25 protein-coding genes and 1 riboswitch are annotated in these 23,181 nt (G+C 63.5%); of the genes, 17 read left to right on the top strand and 8 right to left on the bottom strand.

Annotated features, from left to right (window positions below; genetic code table 11):
- The 15 genes from egtB to BC443_RS11360 form a co-directional block, all read left to right on the top strand.
- The coding region (gene egtB, locus BC443_RS11430) for an ergothioneine biosynthesis protein EgtB (RefSeq protein ID WP_071231974.1) at nt 1-1,059 on the top strand (1,059 nt) is incomplete at its 5' end.
- A gap of 52 nt (nt 1,060-1,111) precedes the next feature.
- Nucleotides 1,112-2,074 carry an L-histidine N(alpha)-methyltransferase gene (gene egtD / locus BC443_RS11425; RefSeq protein ID WP_071231973.1) on the top strand — a complete coding sequence of 321 codons (963 nt, stop codon included), beginning with the start codon at nt 1,112-1,114 and terminating at the stop codon, nt 2,072-2,074.
- Between the two features lie 520 nt (nt 2,075-2,594).
- A complete protein-coding gene (locus BC443_RS11420) occupies nt 2,595-3,509 on the top strand; it encodes an MBL fold metallo-hydrolase (RefSeq protein WP_071231972.1) in 915 nt (304 codons plus the stop codon).
- A 206-nt stretch (nt 3,510-3,715) separates the two neighbouring features.
- On the top strand, nt 3,716-4,171 hold the full coding sequence (locus BC443_RS11415; protein WP_071231971.1) for a hypothetical protein: 456 nt from the start codon (nt 3,716-3,718) through the stop codon (nt 4,169-4,171).
- Nucleotides 4,168-4,581: a DUF6691 family protein gene (locus BC443_RS11410; RefSeq protein WP_071231970.1), complete on the top strand. Its 414-nt coding sequence runs from the start codon at nt 4,168-4,170 to the stop codon at nt 4,579-4,581. The genes BC443_RS11415 and BC443_RS11410 overlap by 4 nt, the downstream gene beginning before the upstream one ends.
- Before the next feature lie 281 nt (nt 4,582-4,862).
- Nucleotides 4,863-5,222: a four-helix bundle copper-binding protein gene (locus tag BC443_RS19260; RefSeq protein WP_348769673.1), complete on the top strand. Its 360-nt coding sequence runs from the start codon at nt 4,863-4,865 to the stop codon at nt 5,220-5,222.
- Nucleotides 5,223-5,485: 263 nt separating this feature from the next.
- On the top strand, nt 5,486-6,697 hold the full coding sequence (locus BC443_RS11400) for a zinc-dependent alcohol dehydrogenase (protein ID WP_071231968.1): 1,212 nt from the start codon (nt 5,486-5,488) through the stop codon (nt 6,695-6,697).
- Between the two features lie 67 nt (nt 6,698-6,764).
- Nucleotides 6,765-8,228 carry a dihydrolipoyl dehydrogenase gene (locus BC443_RS11395; RefSeq protein ID WP_071231967.1) on the top strand — a complete coding sequence of 488 codons (1,464 nt, stop codon included), beginning with the start codon at nt 6,765-6,767 and terminating at the stop codon, nt 8,226-8,228.
- Between the two features lie 67 nt (nt 8,229-8,295).
- Nucleotides 8,296-8,380: riboswitch (Fluoride riboswitch) on the top strand.
- Between the two features lie 102 nt (nt 8,381-8,482).
- Entirely contained in the window at nt 8,483-8,884 is a 402-nt protein-coding gene (gene crcB / locus BC443_RS11390) for a fluoride efflux transporter CrcB (RefSeq protein ID WP_071231966.1), read from the top strand.
- Entirely contained in the window at nt 8,881-9,228 is a 348-nt protein-coding gene (locus BC443_RS11385; protein ID WP_071231965.1) for a DUF190 domain-containing protein, read from the top strand. The genes crcB and BC443_RS11385 overlap by 4 nt, the downstream gene beginning before the upstream one ends.
- A 95-nt stretch (nt 9,229-9,323) precedes the next feature.
- Nucleotides 9,324-9,674, top strand: a complete 351-nt coding sequence (locus BC443_RS11380) for a helix-turn-helix transcriptional regulator (RefSeq protein ID WP_071231964.1) — start codon at nt 9,324-9,326, stop codon at nt 9,672-9,674.
- Nucleotides 9,675-9,681: 7 nt separating this feature from the next.
- Nucleotides 9,682-10,095 (top strand): arsenate reductase (glutaredoxin), encoded by a 414-nt coding sequence (gene arsC, locus BC443_RS11375; RefSeq protein WP_071231963.1) that lies wholly within the window; start codon nt 9,682-9,684, stop codon nt 10,093-10,095.
- 26 nt (nt 10,096-10,121) lie between these two features.
- The gene (gene arsH / locus BC443_RS11370; protein WP_282097203.1) at nt 10,122-10,850 is read left to right on the top strand and encodes an arsenical resistance protein ArsH; all 729 of its coding nucleotides are present in this window, start codon (nt 10,122-10,124) and stop codon (nt 10,848-10,850) included.
- A 15-nt stretch (nt 10,851-10,865) separates the two neighbouring features.
- Entirely contained in the window at nt 10,866-12,176 is a 1,311-nt protein-coding gene (locus tag BC443_RS11365; protein ID WP_071231961.1) for an arsenic transporter, read from the top strand.
- An 80-nt stretch (nt 12,177-12,256) separates the two neighbouring features.
- Nucleotides 12,257-12,919: an NAD(P)H-dependent oxidoreductase gene (locus tag BC443_RS11360; protein ID WP_071231960.1), complete on the top strand. Its 663-nt coding sequence runs from the start codon at nt 12,257-12,259 to the stop codon at nt 12,917-12,919.
- Between the two features lie 73 nt (nt 12,920-12,992).
- Here BC443_RS11360 and arsJ read toward each other — a convergent pair whose 3' ends face one another.
- The 4 genes from arsJ to BC443_RS11340 form a co-directional block, all read right to left on the bottom strand.
- Nucleotides 12,993-14,240, bottom strand: a complete 1,248-nt coding sequence (arsJ, locus tag BC443_RS11355) for an organoarsenical effux MFS transporter ArsJ (protein WP_071231959.1) — start codon at nt 14,238-14,240, stop codon at nt 12,993-12,995.
- A gap of 12 nt (nt 14,241-14,252) precedes the next feature.
- Nucleotides 14,253-15,269, bottom strand: coding sequence for an ArsJ-associated glyceraldehyde-3-phosphate dehydrogenase (locus BC443_RS11350; protein WP_071231958.1), 1,017 nt, complete (start codon nt 15,267-15,269; stop codon nt 14,253-14,255).
- Between the two features lie 80 nt (nt 15,270-15,349).
- A complete protein-coding gene (locus BC443_RS11345; protein WP_071231957.1) occupies nt 15,350-15,703 on the bottom strand; it encodes a metalloregulator ArsR/SmtB family transcription factor in 354 nt (117 codons plus the stop codon).
- A gap of 9 nt (nt 15,704-15,712) precedes the next feature.
- The gene (locus tag BC443_RS11340; RefSeq protein WP_071231956.1) at nt 15,713-16,132 is read right to left on the bottom strand and encodes an arsenate reductase ArsC; all 420 of its coding nucleotides are present in this window, start codon (nt 16,130-16,132) and stop codon (nt 15,713-15,715) included.
- Nucleotides 16,133-16,581: 449 nt separating this feature from the next.
- On the opposite strand from BC443_RS11340, the gene BC443_RS11335 reads away from it, so the two are divergent.
- Complete coding sequence (locus tag BC443_RS11335) at nt 16,582-17,046, top strand: DUF2243 domain-containing protein (protein WP_071231955.1); 465 nt, start codon at nt 16,582-16,584, stop codon at nt 17,044-17,046.
- Complete coding sequence (locus BC443_RS11330) at nt 17,043-17,810, top strand: cytochrome c oxidase assembly protein (RefSeq protein WP_071231954.1); 768 nt, start codon at nt 17,043-17,045, stop codon at nt 17,808-17,810. Before BC443_RS11335 ends, BC443_RS11330 begins: the two co-directional genes overlap by 4 nt.
- A gap of 99 nt (nt 17,811-17,909) precedes the next feature.
- Here BC443_RS11330 and BC443_RS11325 read toward each other — a convergent pair whose 3' ends face one another.
- From BC443_RS11325 to BC443_RS18915, 4 genes are all read right to left on the bottom strand, one after another.
- The gene (locus BC443_RS11325; RefSeq protein ID WP_071231953.1) at nt 17,910-20,336 is read right to left on the bottom strand and encodes a phosphoketolase family protein; all 2,427 of its coding nucleotides are present in this window, start codon (nt 20,334-20,336) and stop codon (nt 17,910-17,912) included.
- A gap of 82 nt (nt 20,337-20,418) precedes the next feature.
- Nucleotides 20,419-21,675: an acetate/propionate family kinase gene (locus BC443_RS11320; protein WP_071231952.1), complete on the bottom strand. Its 1,257-nt coding sequence runs from the start codon at nt 21,673-21,675 to the stop codon at nt 20,419-20,421.
- 286 nt (nt 21,676-21,961) lie between these two features.
- The gene (locus tag BC443_RS11315; protein ID WP_071231951.1) at nt 21,962-22,786 is read right to left on the bottom strand and encodes a manganese catalase family protein; all 825 of its coding nucleotides are present in this window, start codon (nt 22,784-22,786) and stop codon (nt 21,962-21,964) included.
- Nucleotides 22,787-22,955: 169 nt separating this feature from the next.
- Nucleotides 22,956-23,181 (bottom strand): hypothetical protein (locus BC443_RS18915; RefSeq protein WP_210766280.1); only part of this gene is annotated, 226 nt, incomplete at its 5' end.

Below are 23,181 nucleotides of genomic sequence, written 5' to 3'. Positions count from 1 at the left end.
CATGGCACGCCGTTCCCCCGGCCCGAACGCGGCATGATCTCGCGGCCGACCGTGGACGATGTCTATCGCTATCGCGCGCACATCGACCGGGCCATGGAAGCGCTGCTCAGCGATCCACCGCAGGAACATCTCCAGGAGATTCTCCGACGTCTCGAGCTGGGCCTGCCGCACGAGCAGCAGCATCAGGAGCTGCTGCTGATGGATATCAAGCACATCCTGGCCCAGAACCCGTTGTGCCCGGCCTACCGGGACGACCTGGCGCCGACGCCCGCGCATGACGTTGCTGCGCTCGGCTGGCATGCCTACCCGGCCGGTATTCGCTACATCGGCCACGACGACACCGTGGGAGGCTTTGCCTATGACAACGAGATGGGGCGCCACCGCCAGTTCGTCGAGGCTTTCCAGATCGCCGACCGTCCGGTGACCAACGGCGAGTTCCTCGCGTTCATGCAGGCGGGGGGATACGACAAGCCCGAGCATTGGCTGTCGGACGGCTGGGCCACGGTCAAGGCCGAAGACTGGCAGGCGCCGCTCTACTGGGTCGAACGCGACGGTGTCTGGCATCACTACACCCTGGGCGGCCTGGTACCGGTCGACATGAACGCGCCGGTGTGCCATGTCAGCTTCTTCGAGGCCGATGCCTATGCGCAGTGGGCCGGCGCCCGCCTGCCCACCGAGGCCGAGTGGGAGACGGTGGCCCATGATGCCGTCATTCAGGACGACTTCGGGCAGGGGAACTTAGTCGAGCAGGGGAACTTCGTCGAGCAGGACCATCTGCAGCCGGTCGCCGCCGCCGGGACCACCGGCGCGCCGAGCCAGATGTTCGGCGATGTCTGGGAGTGGACCGGCAGCGCCTATCGCCCCTATCCGGGGTTTCGCAAGTTGCCGGGCAGCCTGGGGGAATACAACGGCAAGTTCATGTCCGGCCAGATGGTGTTGCGAGGCGGCTGCTGTGCGACGCCGGCCGATCATATCCGCGCCACCTATCGCAACTTCTTCCCGCCTCATGCCCGCTGGGCATTTTCCGGTTTCCGCCTTGCCAGGGGAGCCTCTGAGTAACGCCGTATTACCCAGCGGAATAATCAATCAGAGATTCCAAGGAGAGCTGATCATGACCCTGGCCGTACGATTCCATGACATGCACACGAACCTTGCCAAGACGTCGCTTCGCGACGAGATCTTGACGGGATTCAGCGCCGAGCAGAAGTTCGCCTCGCCAAAGTTCTTCTACGATCAGCGGGGTTCCGAGCTGTTCGACCGGATCTGCCAACAGCCGGAGTACTACCCGACACGAACCGAAGAACGGATCCTGGCCAACGCCGCCGAGGACATCGCGGACATCGCCGGGGATGAGGCGACGTTGATCGAACTCGGCAGCGGGGCAAGCCGCAAGGTTCGGCTGCTGCTGGAAGCCATGCGACCGTCGAGCTATCTCGGCATCGATATCTCCCGGGATTTCCTGCTCGAAAGCACGCGACGTCTGGCTGCCGACTATCCATGGCTCGAGGTGCACGCCGCCTGTGCCGACTTTTCCTGCAACATGGCCTTGCCGGAGGGGCTGTGCTGCGAACGGCCGGTCGGCTTCTTCCCGGGGTCGAGCATCGGCAACTTCGACCCGCAGGCCGCCGAAGATTTCCTGCGCGGCTTGCATTCCCTGCTGCCCGTCGGCAGCGGATTGCTGATCGGTGTCGACCTGATCAAGGACAAGACGACACTCGAAGCCGCCTACAACGATGCGGCAGGCGTGACGGCAGCGTTCAACCTGAATTTGCTGGATCGCCTGCGCGAGGAGCTGAACACCGAAATCGACCCCGGGCATTTTGCCCACCGGGCCTTCTTCAACGAGGCGCAATCTCGCATCGAGATGCATCTGGTCAGCCAGTTACCCCAGGTCGTCGCGATCGAAGGTGAACGTTTCCATTTCCTGGAGGGCGAGACTATCCATACCGAAAACTCCTACAAGTACACGGTCGAAGGCTTTCAGGCCCTGACGGAGCGCGCGGGATTCAAGGCGCGCGCCTGCTGGACCGACGACGAGGACCTGTTTAGCGTCCACTATCTGGAGCGCTGCTGAAGTAGTACTGCTGGCGAGACAGGACAGCCCGAGGACGCATGAGATGTCGTCTGGGTTACAATGAGTAACAAAATCCTACGGATACTTAGGCCAGATCATTATCCCTAATCATAGTTTGGCTATATCCTGTCGTCTTCCATTGGATGGATGCTCGCCAGGAATTCAGACAGGAATGTCCTGATGCCAAGGATTCACGGATTTGCGAGGCCGTGATAGCCAAGCACCTAGGGTCGTGCTTACTGAGGGTCCGGCGCTTGCGCCTGGCCCTCTTTCATTTTTCGTTGCTCTTCCGTTTCGCCGCTCGCCTTCATTCCGCGCCCTCCTGCATGATTCCACCATGCTTCTGATCTTCGTTGGCGGCTCGGCAGCCAGTGCTGTCTGGCGGCCATGGATAACAGGTGCCACGGTTATATCCCGATGGCATAAAGAGAATTTTGCGTCGATTTTTATATCTCTAAAAGATATAACTTTAGAACCAATATGGCGTTACTCTAGGGGCATGTCTTCCCAAGGAGTCGCCATGAACACTTTCGCTCTCTCCCAAGGTGACAGGGGTAAAGGCCGACCCGATGTCGCCGGCTTCTTCGATCCTCGCACTTTCAGCATTCAGTACATCGTCAGCGACCCCGCCACGCGGCGTTGCGCGATCATCGATCCAGTGCTCGACTTCGATGAGAAGTCCGGCGCCACCGCGACCCATCATGCCGACGAGCTGCTGGGCTACATCGAGCGGGAAGGGCTCGTGGTCGAGTGGATTCTGGATACCCACCCGCACGCGGATCACTTCTCCGCCGCGCGCTATCTGCACGAGAAAACCGGTGCGCCTACCGCCATCGGCCGGCCGGTAATCCAGGTGCAGACGCTGTGGAAGGCGATCTACAACTGGCCGGACCTGAAGGACGACGGAAGCCAGTGGGATCATCTGTTCGACGAGGGCGATACTTTCCAGCTGGGCGAGATCGATTGCCGCGTGATGCACTCGCCGGGTCATACGCTGGCGTCGATCACCTACGTGATCGGCGATGCCGCCTTCGTTCACGACACCCTGTTCCAGCCCGATTTCGGCACTGCCCGCGCCGACTTCCCCGGCGGTGACGCTCATCAGCTATGGCATTCGATCCAGGCGATCCTGGCGCTGCCCGACGAGACGCGCCTGTTTACCGGTCACGACTACATGCCCGACGGCCGCGAGCCGCAGTGGGAAAGCACCGTGCGCGAGCAGCGCGAGCACAACAAGCACCGGCTCGGCGACAGCAGCGAAGCCGAGTACGTCGAGCTGCGCAACCGCCGCGACAGCGAGCTGCCGATGCCGAAGCTGATTCTGCACGCGCTGCAGGTCAACATCCTCGGCGGGCGACTTCCCGAGCCGGAGAGCAATGGCAAGCGCTATCTGAAGATACCGCTCAATGCGCTGGAAGGCGCGGCCTGGGACTGAGAGGCGCCACTGGTCACGGCTCGGCCCGGCCAACGAGGCTGGCCTGTCATGCATCAGTCGCGTCTTTATGAGCACCTTCGATACCGGTGCGCGCTGCATGGCCGCGGTCGTTGCCGAGCCATCCCGGTATCGACGCGCCATCTCCGGGCCTTCGGCGACAGCCGGTTGAAACAAACGTGGTGGAGACAACGCCAAGAGGAAACGAGATGGAAACGACGAGTGGGTTGCAAGGTGCGCTGGGCGGCGTCCTGATCGGCCTTTCCGCCACCCTGCTCATGGGGCTGCTGGGGCGGATCGCCGGGATCAGCGGCATTCTCTCCGGGCTGATTTTCGACCGCGGCGGGGACAGACCCTGGCGTCTGGCCTTTCTGCTCGGGCTGGTGTCGGGACCGGCCCTGTTGATGCTGACGGAAAGCGATCTGGGCAATACGGCTGCCGGCGCCGGTGTGGTCGGCCTGCCGGTGGCCGGACCACTGCTGATGCTGGCGGGAGGACTGCTGGTCGGGCTGGGCACGGGGCTTGGCAGTGGCTGCACCAGCGGGCACGGGGTCTGCGGGCTGGCGCGGCTTTCGCCACGCTCGATGGCCGCGACGCTCGTCTTCGTGCTGGTCGCCATGCTGACGGTGTTCGTCTCGCGGCACATGCTGGGGGGCTCGATATGAAAGCGCTGGCAGGGTATCTGGCCGGACTGCTGTTCGGGCTCGGTTTGGCAATCAGCGGCATGACCGATCCGGCACGGGTCATCGGCTTCCTCGACGTGGCCGGCGCCTGGGACCCGACCCTGATCTTCGTGTTGGGCGGCGCCGTCATCACCACGTTCATCGGTTATCGATTGGTCTGGCGGCGGCAGGCGCCGGTGCTGGACGCGCGCTTCCAGCTACCCACGCGCCGCGATCTCGACGGCCGGCTGCTGGGCGGTGCGGCGCTGTTCGGCATCGGCTGGGGGCTGACCGGTTACTGCCCGGGGCCGGCGGTCGCCTCGCTGCCGGGGCTGAGCTGGCCGCTGGCGCTGTTTCTGGTCGCCATGGTGGCTGGGTGGTGGCTGGCCCGTCGGTTCTCGCCCGCTCACTGAGGGGCGAACTCATCCTGACATCAGCGGCCTGCCAGTAGACCTAGTGTTGTATTGTGCGAGCAAAAATACTGCCAAGGGTTTATCCAATTTAAATAGCGGGGATGTTTTTTATTAATTCCCTTTTCGGCAGGTCAATCCCATCTATCCAAACCTTTGTGTTGTAGTATCCAAAAGGATATAAGAATAAGACAGTTATATATCGCGAGAACTTGTCCGAGGCCCTGGAAGTCGCTACACCTTTGGATGGACTGTTAAGCAGTTTCGATACCTATTGCCAATAAATGGGCGTTGGTAAAAGCGCCAAAGGAGACGAGATGGACTTCGGAAAATATCAATCCTGCATCGAGAGTTGCCATGTCTGTGCGGCTTACTGCGATGCCTGCTCTGTTGCCTGCCTGAAAGAAGACGACGTGAAAATGATGGCGGAATGTATCCGTCTGGACAGGCAGTGTGCGCAGATCTGCCGTTTGGCGGCTTCCTTCATGGCGCAGGGTAGCGAATATGCCAGCCAGATCTGCAGGCTCTGTGCGGATATCTGCAAGGCGTGTGGCGACGAGTGCGCCAAGCATGATGCCGAGCATTGCCAGGAGTGCGCCAAGGCTTGTCACCGCTGCGCCGAAGCGTGTGAAGCCATGGCGTAACCAGCAGGAAGCAAGGCGAAAAGTACCTCCCTGTGAACGACCCGATATCCACCCGGATATCGGGTCGTTTCATGAGCGCCCGTTGCTGCACTTGACCCACGTTAATCCGTTATTCCGAAGGCGCGTGGCGAGTTATTCGACGCCATCTACGCTCAAGGAGATTTGTCGCGTACGAGCCCACTCATTCGTTCATTCATGCAGGATGCCTGCGTGTATGACTCGTACTGTTTCGACACCCGACTCTGAAAATATCAGGAGGCATGATGAAAGCCGTCGTCTTTCACGCTATCGGTGATATTCGCGTCGATGACGTTCCCGAGCCGCAACTTCAGGAACCGACCGATGCCATCATCCGGCTGACCACCTCTGCACTGTGCGGCACCGACCTGCACTTCGTTCGCGGCTCCTTCACGCCGATGCAGGCCGGCACCATTCTCGGACACGAAGGCGTCGGTATCGTCGAGCAGCTCGGCGACGACGTGCGCAATCTCGCTATCGGCGACCGGGTCGTCGTCTCCTCGACCATCGGCTGCGGCAACTGCTCCTACTGCCGCGCCGGTTACTACGCCCAATGCGACGTTGCCAACCCCAACGGCAAGCAGGCCGGCACCTCGTTCTTCGGCGGGCCGGCGCCGACCGGACCCTTCAATGGCCTGCAGGCCGAGAAGGCGCGCATTCCGTTCGCCACTACCGTGCTGACCAAGCTGCCCGACGAAGTCAGCGACGAACAGGCGATCGTGATATCGGACATTCTGCCGACCGCCTACTTCGGCGCCGATCTCGCCGAGATCAAGGATGGCGACAGTGTTGCGGTATTCGGCTGCGGCCCGGTGGGGCTGTGCGCCATCGTCAGCGCCAAGCTGTTCGGTGCCGGCCGGGTCTTCGCCATCGACTCCAAGCCGGATCGTCTCGACAAGGCACGCAAGCTGGGTGCGGAGTGCATCAACTTCGATCGGGAGGATCCGGTCGAGACGCTGCAGCGCCTGACCGGCGGGATCGGTCCGGATCGTGCCATCGATGCGGTGGGGATCGACGCCGAGCACGCCCACGATGCCAACGCCGGCGACAAGAGCGACATCGAGACCGAGGAGCAGGAGTCGCGGGCCAACGCCCCGGAAACGAACCCCGACGGTGACAACTGGCACCCCGGCGATGCGCCGAGCCAGGCGCTGCAGTGGGCGGTTCGAAGTCTGGCCAAGGCCGGCACGCTGTCGATCATCGGCGTCTACCCGCCGGATTTCCGCCAGTTCCCGATCGGCATGGCGATGAATCGCAACCTGACGCTGAAGATGGGCAATTGCAACCACAGCAAGTACATTCCCAAGCTGGTCGACATGACCCGGACGGGGCTGATCGACCCGGCGGAGATCCTCAGCCAGGCCACGCCGATCTCCGACGTGCTCGAAGCCTACGAGGCATTCGATCGTCGCGAGGAAGGCTGGATCAAGGTCGAGCTCGAGCCGCAGGCGAATTGACGCTCACCGGCAGATGTCGTTCGCGGACGGTTGCCATTCGATCTGGGCGCGCCCATAGGGAGGAAGCATGCAGGAGCATCGGTTCGAGGTCGCGGTCATCGGTGCCGGCAGCGCGGGGCTGGCAGCTTGGCAGGCAGCCAGCAACCACACCGATAGCGTGGCGCTGATCGAAGGCGGAACCCCCGGCACGACCTGTGCCCGGGTAGGTTGCATGCCCAGCAAGCTGCTGATTGCGGCAGCCAACGCGGCGCATCAGGCTCGTCATGCCGCGCCGTTTGGCGTTCGGCTCGACGGCGAGGTGCGCGTGGATGGCGAAGCGGTGATGACGCGCGTGCGCCAGGAGCGGGATCGGTTCGTGGGCCACGTGCTGGAGTCGATGGATTCCATTCCCGATTCTTGCCGTTATAAGGGCATGGCCCGTTTCGAAGATGCGCATACGCTGCTCTTCGGTGACGACATTCGGCTCACGGCCGGAAGAATCGTCATCGCCACCGGATCGCGGCCGGTCATTCCCGAGCCGTTCGAGATCGCGGGAGATCGGCTGGTGACCAGCGATACCGTGTTCGAATGGCGGACGCTGCCCGAATCGGTGGCAGTGTTCGGCCCGGGGACCACCGGGCTGGAGCTGGCCCAGGCGCTAGCGAGACTCGGCGTGCGAGTACGGCTGTTCGGCCAGCACGGCAGTCTGGGCGTGCTGACCGATGACAAGGTGATCGCTCAGTGCGAGCGCTTGTTCAACGAGGAGTTCTATCTCGATACGCGCGGCAATGCGGAAATCGTCGAGCGCCACGGCGATCAGGTGAGGGTGCGCTTTACCGATCGCCGCTCCAGCGAATCCATGACCGAATCTTTCGATCACGCGCTGATCGCGACGGGGCGCCAGCCCAATGTCGATAGGCTCGAGCTGCCTCGCGCCGGGCTGGCGCTGGACGAGCGGGGCATGCCGGAAGTCGATCGCCATACGCTGCGCTGTCGCAACGGGAACGGGGAGTTCGGCCATATCTACATGGCTGGCGATGTGGACAACGATACGCCGGTCCTGCACGAGGCGACCGACGAAGGCAATATCGCCGGCGACAACGCCGGCCGCGGGAAAGGCGTCTACGCCGCGCCGCGCCGTTCCCCGCTGAGCATCGCCTTCTGCGAACCGCAGATGGCCCGCGTCGGACCCGGGCATGCCGCGCTGGCGGAGCAGTATGGCGACAGGTTGAGCGTCAGCGAATTTTCCTACGAGAACCAGGGCCGGGCTCGCATCATGGCGGCCAACCGGGGCTATCTGCGTCTCTACGGCGAATACGGCAGTGGCCGCTTTCTCGGCGCCGAGCTCTGCGCGCCCGCGGGCGAACATCTGGCGCACCTGCTCGCCTGGGCGCATCAGCAGGCGCTGTCCGTGCCGGAAATGCTGGGGATGCCGTTTTATCACCCGACGCTGGAAGAAGGGCTTCAGACCGCGTTGCGCGAGCTGAGCGCCCGGCTGCTGCTGAAACCGGCGATGGGGAATCAATGCATGGAGTGCGGCCCCGGCGCCTAGATAGAAAGAGCCGGGAGAGCGTCGCCGGGCGGTTCAGTAGCGCGGCCGCCGGGTTCGGTGCTAAGGTCTTGCCGTGGGAGATGGCATTCCTCCCGAGCGGCCTTCTCGTTCGCTCGAACCACCGTCTATCGGTTAATGATGCCTGCGGGCGCTTCGGTCGAGGCGTGTCGGCAGGTGTCTGTCTTTCCTTCCTCGCTGGCGCGGCTCCTTGATCGGATCATCGATGAAACCTTGATGTATCGAGGACGCTAGGTATGTGGTTGTCCGTATTGTCGATCGGGGCCGGCGCCGCGATCGGTGCGAATCTGCGATGGCTGTTGGGTGTCTGGCTCAACGCCCTGTTTCCGGCGATTCCGCCCGGGACGCTGGTGGCGAACCTGCTGGGGGCGTGGCTGATCGGTATCGGCGTCGCGTTCTTCGCGCATCTTCCCTCCCTGTCGCCGGAACTCCGCCTGTTCGTGATCACCGGCTTCCTGGGCGCGCTGACCACGTTCTCCACCTTCTCGGCCGAGATGTTCGGCAATATCCAGGCGGAGCGTTACGGTATGGCGTTGATGGGGATCGGCATTCACGTGCTGGGGTCGCTCGCCATGACCGGGCTGGGCTTTCTGACCTTCAGCGTCATTCAGAACGCACTGGGAGGATCGCAGCAATGAATCGTCTGAAAAGCGGCTACGAGGTGATATTCATCGTGCCCGAGTCTCGTCGTCACGAGGGGAAGCGGGTCTACGACTGGGTCACCGAGACGGCGAAAAGCCTGGATATCGACCGGATGACCAGGCGCAGCGATGTCGAGGGAACCGGGGAGGACGGCAAGCTGCACTCTGCCCATTTCTTCGATCTGGCGGATCAGCCCGTCGAGCTGATGTACGCGATGGACGAGGAAAAGGCGGAACGCTTCGTCGCCGCCGTCGAGGAGACCGGCGCCCCGGTCTTCTGTATCTGCCGGCCCGTCTACTTCGGCCAGTTGAACGATAAGTCGAACGACAGCAACGGCTGAATCCGATGCAGCGAGTGGCTCCCGAAGGAGCCACTACCGTTCGGCATCCCTCCGGCGGCTTTGCCGTATTCTGACATGTCCTATATTCTGGACATATGGAAACTACCGCTGTCATTGCCAGTTTTGCCGCCTTGTCCCAGCAGACGCGCCTCGAGGCATTTCGGCTGCTCGTCCGCCATGAGCCCGAGGGGCTTCCGGCTGGCGAGATCGCGCGTCAGCTCTCGGTGCCCCACAACACGATGTCGGCCCATCTCTCGGTGCTGGCGCGGGCCGGTTGGGTCGTCTCGCGACGCCAGAGCCGTTCGATCATCTATCGCGCCGATCTCTCGCACATGAAGGAGACGATCCAGTTCCTGGTGCGCGACTGCTGTGCCGGGCGTCCGGAGGTCTGCGAGCCGCTGATGGACGCGCTGGGGCAATGCCATCCCGAAAGCAAGGAGACATGAGATCGTCATGAAGCCGTTGATCTATCACAACCCCGACTGCGGCACGTCCCGCAACACGCTGGCGATGATCGAGGCCTCCGGCGAGACGCCGGACGTGATCGAATACTTGAAGACGCCGCCCACCCGCGAGCGGCTGGTCGAACTGATCTCGATGATGGGCATCACGCCGCGAGAACTGCTGCGTCGCAAGGGAACGCCGTTCGAGGAGCTCGGCCTCGACGATCCGGCCCTGAACGATGACCGGTTGATCGACGCGATGATGGCGCACCCGATCCTGATCAATCGGCCGATCGTGGTCACCGACAAGGGCGCCCGGCTGTGCCGGCCTTCGGAGCGCGTGCTGGGGCTGCTGGCCAACCCGGTCGCCACGTTCACCAAGGAAGACGGCGACGTCGTGCACGCCGAGGGAGCGGGCAAATGATCGGCAGAGAAAGGAGTGGCGGCGAGGTGGACGAGTCCGTTGATTTCGACGACCTGCCCAATATCGATCCGGCGAAACTGCAGCCGATCGATATCGAGGCGCTGGTCGGTAGCGATGCGCCGCGTCATCCGCCAAAGATTCTGGTGCTCTACGGTTCGCTGCGCGAGCGCGCCTTCTCGCGGCTGGCCTCCGAGGAGGCCGGCCGGCTGCTGCGCTGGTACGGCTGCGAGGTGCGAACCTTCAATCCTTCGGGCCTGCCGCTGCCGGACGATGCCGAGGCGGAGCATCCCAAGGTGCAGGAACTGCGCGCACTCGCCGAATGGTCCGACGGCATGCTGTGGGTCAGCCCGGAGCGCCACGGTGCCATGACCGGCATCATGAAGGCGCAGATCGACTGGATTCCGCTGTCGCTGGGCGGCGTTCGCCCCACTCAGGGCAAGACGCTGGCGGTGATGGAAGTCTCCGGCGGCAGCCAGAGCTTCAATGCCGTCAACCAGCTGCGGATCCTGGGGCGCTGGATGCGGATGATCACCATCCCCAACCAGTCCTCCGTGCCCAAGGCGTTCAACGAGTTCGACGAGGCCGGCCGCATGAAGCCGTCGCCGCTCTACATGCGCATCGTCGATGTCTGCGAGGAGCTCGTGAAGTTCACCTGGCTGACGCGGGGCCGCTCGGCCTATCTCACCGATCGCTATTCCGAGCGGGTCGAGAGTGCCGAAGAGCTCTCTCGCCGCGTCAATCAAAGCACTCACTGAACTCAAGGTCATTCGATGCTGGCACTGGCTATTTTCGTCGTCACCCTGATCCTGGTGATCTGGCAGCCCAAGGGGCTGGGCATCGGCTGGAGCGCGCTCGGCGGCGCGCTGGTGGCGCTGCTCGCAGGCGTGGTGCAGCTGTCCGACGTCGGCGTGGTATGGGATATCGTCTGGGACGCGACGTTCACCTTCGTCGCGCTGATCGTCATCTCGCTGATCCTCGACGAGGCCGGATTCTTCGCCTGGGCGGCGCTGCACGTGGCGCGCTGGGGCAACGGCCGGGGGCATCTGCTGTTTCCGCTGGTCGTGGTGCTCGGCGCGGTAATCGCGGCGTTCTTCGCCAACGACGGCGCGGCACTGCTGCTGACGCCGATCGTGATCGCGATCCTGCTGCGGCTGGACTTCTCGCCGCCAGCGGCGCTGGCGTTCATCATCGCCACCGGTTTCGTCGCCGACACTACCAGCCTGCCGCTGGTGATCTCCAACCTGGTCAATATCGTCAGCGCCAACTACTTCGATATCGGCTTCGACCGCTACGCGGCGGTCATGGTGCCGGTCAACCTGGTGTCGCTGGCGGCGACGCTGGCCGTGCTCTGGATCGCCTTCGGCCGGCGGATTCCCAAGCGCTATTCGGTCGAGGAGCTAGACGCGCCGCGCTCGGCGATCAAGGATCCGCTGATCTTCCGGGCCGCTTTCCCGCTGCTGGCGGTGCTGCTCGTCGCCTATTTCGTCACCGCGCCGCTGGGCATTCCCATCGCCTTCGTGACCGGCGCGGCGGCGATCGTGCTGATGGCGATCGCCGGTCGCTGGTGGCAGGGCGGCAAGGGGGCCGCCGTCTCGGTGACTGCGGCGCTCAAGGGCGCGCCGTGGCAGATCGTGCTGTTCTCGATCGGTATGTACCTGGTGGTCTACGGGCTGGGCAACGCCGGCCTGACCGATTACGGCGCCCGGGCGCTGCAGTGGCTGGCCGGGCAGGGCGACTTCGTCGCTACCATCGGCACCGGGTTCCTCTCCGCCATCGTCGCATCAATCATGAACAACCTGCCGTCGACGCTGGTGGGGGCGCTGGCGATCGATCAGGCGCAGGTGCCGGCGGTCACCCAGGAATTGATGGTCTACGCCAACGTGATCGGCAACGACCTGGGACCGAAGTTCACCCCCATCGGCAGCCTGGCGACGCTGTTGTGGCTGCACGTACTGGCCGGCAAGGGCTACAGGATCGGCTGGGGGCAATACATGAAGGTCGGCCTGCTGATCACTCCGCCTGTGCTGCTGGCGACCCTGGTGGCGCTGGCGTTGTGGCTGCCGGCTCTGCCGGCGGCCTGAGCTCGGCAATCCCACGAGCGCCGGCAGCCCACGAGCGCCGGCAGCCGTACGAGAACCGACAATCGGTCGAGAGGCACTGCATGAACATTCTGGTATTTCTGGGCTCGACGAGACAGAGCCAGCCACCGAAACCGCCGCGCCTGGGAAGCCGGGTGGCGGCGGCGCTGGTTGCACACTTCCGGGAATCGTATCCGGACGACGAGATCGAGCTGATCGATCCGCTGGATTACGACCTCGGCGAGGTGTTCAAGCCGCACTTCGCCTACGCTTCCGGCCGGGCGCCCGAGCCGCTGGACGCGCTGGCCGACAGGATCCGTAAAGCCGGCGCCTACGTGATGGTGAGCCCCGAATACAATCACAGCCTCAGCCCGGCGCTGGCGCACCTGCTCAACCACTTCGGCAGTTCACGCTACGCTTACAAGCCGAGCCTGATCGTGACCTACTCGGCGGGGCAGTGGGGCGGCGTCCGCGCCGCCGTGGGCATGCGTACCTTCCTTTCCGAGCTGGGCTGCCTGCCGGTGTCGGCGATGGTCCACGTGCCGCACGCGGCGGAAGTGCTGGATGACGAAGGGCGGTATCGCGACGACGAGGGCGCCGAGCGCTGGCGGACCTACCTGCAGCGCGGCTCCACCCAGCTGCGCTGGTGGGCCGAGGCCGCCCGCAGGCAGCGCGAGGAGGCCGATCCGCACACGCTGATCGGCGATTTCACCCGCGAGCCCCGGCAGCGCGACGCCCCCGGCTGAGCCGACGAAATCCCGACAGACTCGACAGCGCGCCCCTGCGGGAGCGGTCATGATTCCCGCCTTGCGTTGCCGTTCAGTGAATCGGCTCGGCGTCGTCCGACTCGGTCGACTCCGCGGGCAGGCCCAGGGCGATGACGGCGCTCGCCAGTACCAGGCCGGCAGAAACCCAGAGACAGGCCTGGAGTCCGTACGCCTGATACAGCCAGCCGGAGAGCACCGTGCCGATCAGTCGGCCCATGGCATTGGCCATGTAGTAGAAGCCCACGTCCATCGACACGCCTTCGGCGCGTGCGAAGCGCACGATCAGATAGCTGTGCCAGCTGGAGTTGATGGCGAACACCACGCCGAACAGCAGCAGTCCGGCCACCAGCCAGAAGATGTCGGCCTCGAGCGGCAGCAATGCCAGCAGGGCAGGCAGCGAGGCCAGTGCGAGCGCCCAGCCGGCGGTGATACCCCTGGCACCCCCTTGCACGAGCCGGGTGATCTTCGGCGCCTGTGTCTGCACGCCGCCATAGCCGACCACCCAACCGGCGAGCATGGCGCCGACGGCCCAGTAGCCCCAGCCGTGCTGATCGTAGAGATACACCGGCAGCGCCACCACGAACCAGACGTCACGGGACGCGAACAGGCACAGCCTGGCCGCGGAAAGCACGTTCACCGCCCGGGAGGTGGAAAAGACCTCGCGAAACCTGGGTTTGGATTTCGTCCTGCCCAGGTCGGCGCGCAGCCGCCACAGCGAGAGCAGCAACACCCCGGCCAGCATCGCCAGCATCAGCGCGATGGCGCCCTGGAAACCGATCAGCGTCAGCAGCAGGCCGCCCAGGAAGAAGCCGATGCCCTTGAGGGCGTTCTTCGAGCCGGTCAGCAGCGCTATCCAGCGGTAAAGGGCGCTTTGCGCCGACTGGCTGTTGCTGGGCACCAGCACCTTCACCGCGCTCTTGGCGCTCATCTTGTTGAGATCCTTGGCGATCCCGGAGAGCGCCTGGGCGGCCATCACCCACACCACGGTCAACATCGACGAGGGCACCAGCAGCATGCCCAGGGCGACGATCTGCAGGCCGAGGCCCACGTTCATCGTCCGGTTGAGCCCGAGCCTGGCACCGAGCCAGCCGCCGACGAAGTTGGTCGCGACGCCGAAGGCCTCGTAGAAGAGAAACAGCATCGCCACTTCGAGCGGCGAGTAGCCGAGCTGGTGGAAATGCAGCACCACCAGCATGCGCAGGGCGCCGTCGGTCAGCGTGAACGCCCAGTAGTTGCCGATCACCAGCAGGTACTGGCGGACTTCGAAGGGTAGCGATCTCAACCGCTCGACAGATGACATGATCGACCTCGTCTACGCTCGCCCGACCTTGAGTGCCAGCTCGACGGTGCGGTTGGTGTAGCCCCACTCGTTGTCGTACCAGGCGTAGATCTTCACCTGGCTGCCGTCGACCACCAGGGTCGAGAGCGCATCGACGATGGCGCTGCGCGGGTCCGTGCGGTAGTCCACCGACACCAGCGGGCGGGTCTCGAAGCCCAGAATGCCTGCCAGGGCGCCCGTCGAGGCGTCCCTCAGCGCCTCGTTCACCTCCTCGGCCGTGGTCTCGCGTTCCACCTCGAACACCATGTCGGTGAGCGAGGCATTGGCCAGCGGCACGCGAACGGCATGGCCGTTGAGCTTGCCCGTCAGCTCGGGGAAGATCTCGGTGATCGCCTTGGCGGATCCGGTCGTGGTGGGGATCAGGCTCATGCCGCTGGCCCGGGCGCGACGCAGGTCCTTGTGCGGGCTGTCGAGAATCGACTGGGTGTTGGTGATGTCGTGGATCGTGGTCATCGAGCCGTGGCGAATGCCGAACGTCTCGTGAATCACCTTGACCACCGGCGCCATGCAGTTGGTGGTGCAGCTCGCGGCGGTGACGATGCGATGCCGGCCGGGATCGTATTGGTGGTCGTTGACGCCCATGACCACGTTGAGCACGCCCGCTGCCTTGACCGGGGCCGTGACCACGACCCGCCCGACGCCCTGGTCGAGATAGGCCTGCAGCTTGTCGGGGCTCTTCATGACGCCGGATGCCTCGATCACGACGTCGCACTGCGACCAGTCGCTGTCCGCGAGTTCGCGATGGCTGCTGAACGGGATCTCGACGCCATCCACCGTGATCGACCGCTCGCCGGCCGCGATGCCGCTGCCCGGGGACCAGTGTCCATGCACGGAGTCGAACTCGAGCAGGTGGGCGAAGGTTTCCGCCGTTCCCGCCGGGTCGTTGATCCGCACGATCTCCAGCGTCTCCACCGCGTGGCGATCCCACAGGCTGCGCAGGGCGAGGCGCCCGATTCTACCGAGGCCGTTGATCCCGATTCGAAGAGACATGGCAACTCCTTTGGCAAGGTTCGGTTGAGCGTGTTCGATTGGCCGTATGCCACTAACCGTATTTCATTAACCGTATTTCATTAACAGTGTACGGTCTGGCGCGCGGGGCGGTTGCCCATCGCCGCCAGCCGGTCGCGGGCTTCGTCCATCAGCGAGGAGGCGCTCGCGGTCGCTTCGTCGAGGGTCGCGAGTACCCAGCTCGGCAGACCCGGCATCAAACGATAGTGGACCCACTGCCCATGGCGCCGATCCTGCAGCAGATCGCACGATCGCAACTGCGCGAGATGCCGCGAGACCTTGGGCTGGGACTCCTGCAGCGCATAGGTCATTTCGCAGACGCAGAGCTCGCCCTCGGTGTGGATGAGCAGCGTCAGGGCGAGACGCGTTTCGTCGCCGAGGCATTTGAAAAGCTGAACGGGAGAGAGTGCGGACACGATCGATCCTCAGGGATGGGCTCTGGACTTGACGCCGAGCCAGAGCTTCAGGCGTGTCTGGATCTCCTGCAGCGTATGCTGGTAGTTCCTGGGATCGTCGTGGAGCCGGGGATCCTGGATGTCCCAGTAGATGAGCTCCCTGGTGCGGCCTTCCCAGTCGCGGCAGTGCTGCCGGGCTTTCTCGCAGAGAATGATGACGGTATCGAACGTCTGGTCGGCGTAGGTCTCCAGCGGCTTGCTCGCCAGCCCCCGGATACTGACGTTGATCGACTCCAGCGCCTTCAGCGCGGCACGATGGGGTTCGCTGGGCTCTACACCGGCGCTGAAGGCCTCGAAACGATCCCCCGCCATGTGCCGGAGCAGGGCTTCGCCCATCAGCGATCTTGCCGAATTGGCATTGCAGAGAAATAGCACACGCTGCTTTTCCATCAACACGTCCTCATGCGTTTTCAATGCTTCTCGGCGCTCGGGTTGGGCGCCGGCTCGTTGCCGAGTCGATTCCTGCCGCCGATGGGAAGACATTGCCATATACGCATATGTGCATGTCATTTTCATGACAGCGGATTGGTCAGCAGGAATGTGCGTTACAGAAATAAACACACCAAATGCTATTAGTTAACTCACATAAACTTATCTGATGGAATTAGCGCGTACGGTGTAGGGGCAACGTCAGGAAGACGTGGTGCCAAGGATGGAAATTGCAGGAAGCAATATTCACAAGGACGCATGGCAGGATGCCATGGCAAGTTAGCAAGGAACCGCTACGATCTAACCCCGGCCCCTAGCGGTCGGGGTTTTTCGTTCGGTGTCGCTGAGTTTTCATTCGATGAAGCGGGTTTCTTGTCTACTGGTATGCATATCGGCAAGAGGAGATCGTCATGAACGATCTTGTTCAACGACGAGTCGGCGCGACGCTGCTGGCCGCGATCCTGTTGGGCATTGGCATGATGGCGGCGCTCGACGAGATCGTCTTCCACCAGGTGCTGGCCTGGCACCATTTCGTCGAAACCGATAACTCGGCGCTGGCGCTGGCCTCCGACGGGCTGCTGCACACGCTGGAGCTGGTGGTGCTGGTCATCGGTGCGGTGCTGATGCTGCGTCTGCACGAGACCGGCCGGCACGCCGCCGGCTATCGCGGCGCGGGATTCCTGCTGGGGATGGGCGGCTTTCAGCTGTTCGACGGCATCGTCGACCACAAGATACTGGGGCTTCACCAGGTTCGCTACGTCGACAATCTGCTGATGTATGACCTCGGCTGGAACCTGGCCGGCCTGCTGCTGCTCGCCATCGGTTACTGGCTGCTGCGCCGGGCCCGGCGGGGTGAGGCGCTGAGCCAGCGGTGAACGCCTTCACACTGGTCTTCGGCGCGCTGGTCGCACTCTATGTCTGGGGCTGGTGGCGGTCGAAGCGGCATGGCCGGGGCTGGCCGCTCTGGCGGCTGATCATCTTCGTGGGCGGCGCGCTGGCGATCATCGCGGTGATGTCGCCACCATCGATGCAGTGGGCGCACCGGGATTTTCGCGGCCATATGGCGGTGCATCTCGTCGCGGGAATGATCGCGCCGCTGGGGCTGGTGATGGCGGCGCCGATAAGCCTGGCGCTGAAGAACGTGCCCGCGCACTGGGGCCGGCGCTGGGTCGGTTTCGTGTCGCTGGCACCCGTTCGCGTGCTGAGCCACCCCGTCACGGCGGCGCTGCTCAATGTCGGCGGCATGATGGTGCTCTACCTGACCGACCTCTACGCCACGATGCTCCATTCGCCCGGATTCGCGCTGTGGCTGCACTGGCATTTTATCATTGCCGGCTGTCTCTTCACCTGGGCCATCGCCGGGCCGGATCCAGCGCCGAAGCGCCCCGCCCTCGAATGGCGCTTCGGCGTGCTGGTGGTGTCGATGGCGGCGCACGCCATGCTGTCCAAGTGGATGTACCGGTTCCATCTTCCCGCATCGATGCCGCTCGATCAGGTCCAGCAGGGCGCGGAGCTGATGTTCTATGCCGGAGAGCTGCCGGAAGCGCTGCTGGTCTATCTGCTGGCCCGCCAATGGGTGCGGTCACGCTATCGTGAAACGGCGACGGTCGCGCCCAGGACATCGACGACGCCACGATAGGCGCGCTAGCTGCCGCCTGCGTGGCGTCCCTGCGGTTTCCTTATCAAGGCTCCCTTATCAAGACTCTCTTCGCGAGGCTCCCTTCGCGAGACTTCCTCCTCAAACGTCCTTGTCCACGGGCAGTCGAACGTTGCCCGCCGACCAGACCCACCGGGTGATCTCCGGAATGTCGTCGAGATGCTCGCGGATATAGGCGTGGTGCTTCTGCAGTAGCGCCTGCAGATCCTCGATGAGCCCGGCGGCGCCCTCCCACTGGTCCGGCAGGTAGCGCAGGGCATCGAGCGCCAGATGCATGCGGCTCATCTGGTTGAGTACCGTCATGTCGAACGGCGTTGTGGTGGTGCCTTCCTCCTGATAGCCACGAACGTGAAAACGCTCGGTCTCGGGGCGATTGTGAATCAGCTGGTGCACCACGCCGCGAAAGCCGTGGAAGGCGAAGACCACCGGCCGGTCCGCCGTGAATAGCTCGACGAAACGTTCCTGGCTGATTCCGTGCGGGTGATCCAACCGCAGCGTCATGATATCGACCACGTTGACCACGCGAACTTTCAGCGCAGGCAGGTAGGTACGCAGGATATCCGCCGCTGCCAGGGTCTCCTGCGTGGCGGTGTCGCCGGCGCAGGCCATCACGATATTCGGTGCTTCGTCGCCGCTATTGCTGGCCCACTCCCAGATGCCGAGACCTTCGCGGCAGTGCTCGCGGGCTTCGTCCATCGTCAGGTACTGCAGCTGGGGATGCTTGTCGATCACGATGGCGTTGAGATGATCGACGCTGTCGAAGCAGTGCTGGGCGGTCGCCAGCAGCGTGTTGGCATCCGGCGGCAGATAGATCCTTACCACCTGCGGCTGTTTGCTCAGCAGCGTGTCGATGAACCCCGGCCCCTGATGGCTGAAGCCGTTATGGTCGTTGCGCCAGCAGGTAGAGGTCAGCAGGTAGTTCATTGACGGGATCGAGGCGCGCCAGTCGACGTTGCGGGCGTGCTCCAGCCATTTGGCATGCTGGATCGCCATGGAATCGATGATCGAGACGAAGGCCTCGTAACTGGCGAACAGGCCGTGGCGGCCGGTCAGCACGTAGCCTTCCAGCCAACCGTTGCAGTTGTGTTCGCTCAACACCTCGAGCATGCGACCGTCCATGGAGAGCTGTTCGTCGTATTCCTCGAATGGCCCCATGAAACAGCGATCGGTGACGTCCAGCACCGCGCCGAGCCGGTTGGACTTGATCTCGTCGGGGCAGAACAGCCGGAAGTTGTGCGGGTTGTCGACGTAGATATCGCGCATGAACTGGCCAAGGCGCTCGGTGGAGCCGTGGAGCTCGCGGCCGCGCTGCGCCTCGTCGAACTCGACGGCGTAGCTCTCGAGCGGCCGGTACGCGAGCGGCTGGCGCAGCTTGCCGCCGTTGGCGTGCGGGTTGGCGCCCATGCGCCGTTCGCCGACAGGGCACAAGGCGGTGATGGATTCCCGGGGCGCGCCCTGCTCGTCGAACAGCTCCGCCGGCTGATAGGACTGCATCCAGCTTTCGAGCTGCTGCAGTCGCTCGGGATGGTCCTTCAGGCCGCTCATCGGCACCTGGTGGGCGCGAAACGTCCCTTCCACCGGCAGGTCGTCGACGGACTTCGGCCCGGTCCAGCCTTTTGGGGTCCGCAGCACGATCATCGGCCAGACCGGCCGGTGGTCGATGCCTTCCTGTCGCGCATGCTGCTGAATCTCGTGGATCCCGTCGAGGGCGCTGGTCAGTGCCGCCGCAAAGTCCCGGTGGACGGCATCGGGCTCGTCGCCCGCGACGAAGAGCGGCGCGTAGCCGTGGCCGCGGAAGTAGTGCTCCAGCTCCTCGTCGCTCTTGCGCGCCAGCACCGTCGCCGAGCCGATCTTGTAGCCGTTGAGGTGCAGGATCGGCAGCACCGCGCCGTCCCGGGTCGGATTGAGATAGTTGACGCCTTTCCAGGAGCCTTCCAGCGGGCCGGTTTCCGCCTCGCCGTCACCCACCACTGCGGCCGCGACGAGATCGGGGTTGTCGAACACGGCACCGAAGGCGTGGGTCAGCACGTAGCCCAGCTCGCCCCCTTCGTGGATCGAGCCCGGCGTGGGCACGCTGACATGGCTGGGCACGCCGCCGGGCGTCGAGAACTGGCGGAACAGGCGCTGCATGCCTTCCGCGTTGCGCGGCACATGACCGAAATGCTCGCTGTAGCTGTTCTCCAGCCACAGGTTGGCGAGCAGCGCCGGGCCGCCGTGGCCGGGGCCCGTCAGATAGATCACGTCGAGATCGCGGCGCTGGATCTGTGCGTTGAGATGGGCGTAGATCAGATTGAGCCCCGGCACCGTGCCCCAGTGGCCGAGCAGGCGCGGCTTGATGTGATCGAGCGTCAGCGGCGTCTCGAGCAGCGGGTTGCCGGTGAGATAGATCTGGCCGACGGCGAGATAGTTGGCCGCCCGCCACCAGTGGTCGATCCGCTTCAGCAACTCCTCGTCCTTGTCGACCGGAAGCCGGGGCGTCGTCGTGGATTGGCTCATGGAAGGGGACATGAAGGCACTCCTGGATAATGGTGGCGTGAACGAAAGAGATCGGATGCCAATGGCTGACGGCTTGATGGTTCGGGCAGATTTCCTAGGCGCGATGGTCCTGATCCTGATCCGGGTCCGACGCGCTGGCGTCGCCCCGCGTGCGTGACCGGTAGAGCTGCCAGGTATGCCGGGCGATCATCGTCTCCTCGTCGGTGGGGATGACATGAACGGCGACTGCGCTATCCGGCGTCGAAATGCGCCCTGGCTCGGCGGCCCGGTTTGCGGTGTCGTCCAGCGCCACCGACCACAGCGGGGCCAGCCGCTCGATGACGGCTTGGCGAATCGGCGCCGCGTGTTCGCCGATGCCGGCGGTAAAGACGATCCCATCGACACCGCCCAGGCTCACCGCCATGCGCCCCATCTCCTGGGCGACGCGATAGACGAAGAAGTCCACCGCCAACCGTGCCCGGGGTGAATCGCTCTCCAGCAGTGTCTGCATGTCGCTGTCGATACCGGAAAGCCCGAGCAGCCCGGCATCGTGATAGAGCAGCGACTGCAGCTCCTCGCTCGAATAGCCGAGTTCATGCTCGAGATAGAGCACCAGCCCCGGATCGAGGGCGCCCGAGCGCGTCCCCATCGGCAGCCCGTCCAGCGCCGTGAAGCTCATCGTGGTATCGACGCTCCTGCCAGCCTGCAGTGCGCAGAGACTGGCACCGTTGCCCAGGTGGGCGACGATGGTACGGCCCTCGGCCAGACGTCGCTCGACATCGGGCAATCGGCCCGCGATGTATTCGTAGGAGAGTCCGTGAAAGCCGAAGCGGCGGATGCCCTGCTCGAAGAAGCGATAGGGGAGCCCGGTCAACCGGGCGACGCAGGGCATCCCGAGATGGAAGCTGGTATCGAAGCAGGCGACCTGCAACGTCTCGGGGGCGAAACGGCTGACGGCATCGATACCTTCCAGATGATGCGGCTGATGCAGCGGCGCCATCGGGACCAGTGACGCGATACTTTCGCGGGTGGCGTCGTCGATGGCCGTCGGCATGGAAAAGAGGTCGCCGCCATGGACGATGCGATGGCCGACCGCGGCCAGTTCCAGCTTGCCGAATCGTGCATCCAGCGCTTCGCGCAATCGCGCATAGGCGCTGTCATGATCCGGCAGCTCGTGATCATTTGGCGTCTCGTCGAGGAAAACGCTGCCATCGGCCAGCTTTCCGAACAGATGCGGCGAATCGCCGATCTCCTCGACCTGGGCCTTGGCGATGAGTTCGGGCGAGGTCGTATCGTCGGCGCGATAGAGCGAAAGCTTGATACTGGAGGAACCGGCATTGAGGGCGATGATATAGGCGGATGACGCGGCCATGAGGTCTTGTCCTGTTGCTGGCTATGGCAACTTGCTGGCTATTGCGACTTGCTGACTAGAGCAGCGAGCGGGCCATAGCGACTCACCGACGATAGTGGAGAACGGAGGGCGCGAGCGAGCCACGACGCACCGATATCAAGGTGGTCGACCCGGGCCGCCCCTTCAAATGACGACTGGCCCCGATGAATTCGGGACCAGTCTCGTTCAGGGACCGACACGTCGATGAATGCGGCATGCCTCAGCGAGGCGTGTCGGTCGCGACACGCGTCACGCTCGCCTCGCCGGGTTACAGCTGCTCTTTCTGAGCGCCGGAATTCTCCCTGGCCTTGCCCAGCGACGGCGCCTGGCCTTCGGGTTCGGGCGCCTGGCGCGTCGTGTACTCGGCCCTGCCATCCAGCGACGGCCCCTGATTCCAGCGGCCCATCGGCGCTTCCTTGTCCATCAGCGTATTGAGGTAGTAGTACGAATGTTCCATTGCCTCGTGAGCCTCCGGCGTCGAGTTGGGAATCGGCAACTGCTTCTCGAATCCGCCCAGTTCCTCGACTACCGCGAGCCACTGCTGCTGATGGTAGGTATCGCGAGCGATCAGGAACGACAGGAAATCCTTCATGCCTTTATCGCTGGTCCAGTTGTACAGCCGCGAGGCCAGCACGCGACCGCTGGATTCCGCGGCCACGTTGGCCATCATGTCCGCCGCCACGTTGCCGGTCGCATAGATATGGCTCATGTCGAACGGCACGCCGTTGGCATTGACCGGCATGGCGGAAAGGCCGGAAGAAAGCAGGTGGCGAGGATTGGCGCCGCCGAGGATTGCATTGATGATCGGATCCTTGGCCGATTCCTCCTGATAGGAGACGGGCGCGCCTTCCAGGTTCAGGGCGACGGCATGGCCGAGCATTTCGATGTGAGCCAGCTCTTCGGTGGCCGTGGACATCAGCAGATCGCGAATGCGATCGTCACCGCGGGCCCCCATGGCTTGAAAGAAGTACTGCATGGCGACCCGAATCTCACCTTCGACACCGCCGATTGCCTGCTGCAGCAGCATGGCAAACTGGGGGTCGGGCTGATCGACCTTGACCGGGTACTGAAGTTTGGATGAATGATGGAACATGGTTTTTCTCCGGGAACGAGGTAGCGAAGCTATCCGATGGGTTCAGGAAGTGGTTGCCATCAAAAATAGCCGATGCCTATCAGAAGCTAGTTGCCATGAATAACAGCGCTACTGATCCAGGTTAAAAAGGCCTGTTTATTAGGTTTTTATTTGTATCCTCTGCCGGTCATCAGGCCAGAATGTCATCCGAAGCCGCGTTTCCAGTTTCTCCTCTCGAGATCCCATTTTTTGTAAAGCAATAATTACCTTCGGTTAATAACGGCATGGCTTTTAACTGGCGATAATTGTTGATGCTTTTACTTTTCATGAGTGCAACCGTTACGCTCTGTCTGAAAAATAGACCCGTAAACAGCGCTCGATGCAGGCCAGCGTGACCATGGCACGGTAACTTTTTG

The organism is Salinicola sp. MIT1003, from assembly GCF_001858555.1.
GTDB classification, from domain to species: Bacteria; Pseudomonadota; Gammaproteobacteria; order Pseudomonadales; family Halomonadaceae; genus Salinicola; species Salinicola salarius.
This window is presented reverse-complemented; position numbering and strand designations above follow the sequence as displayed.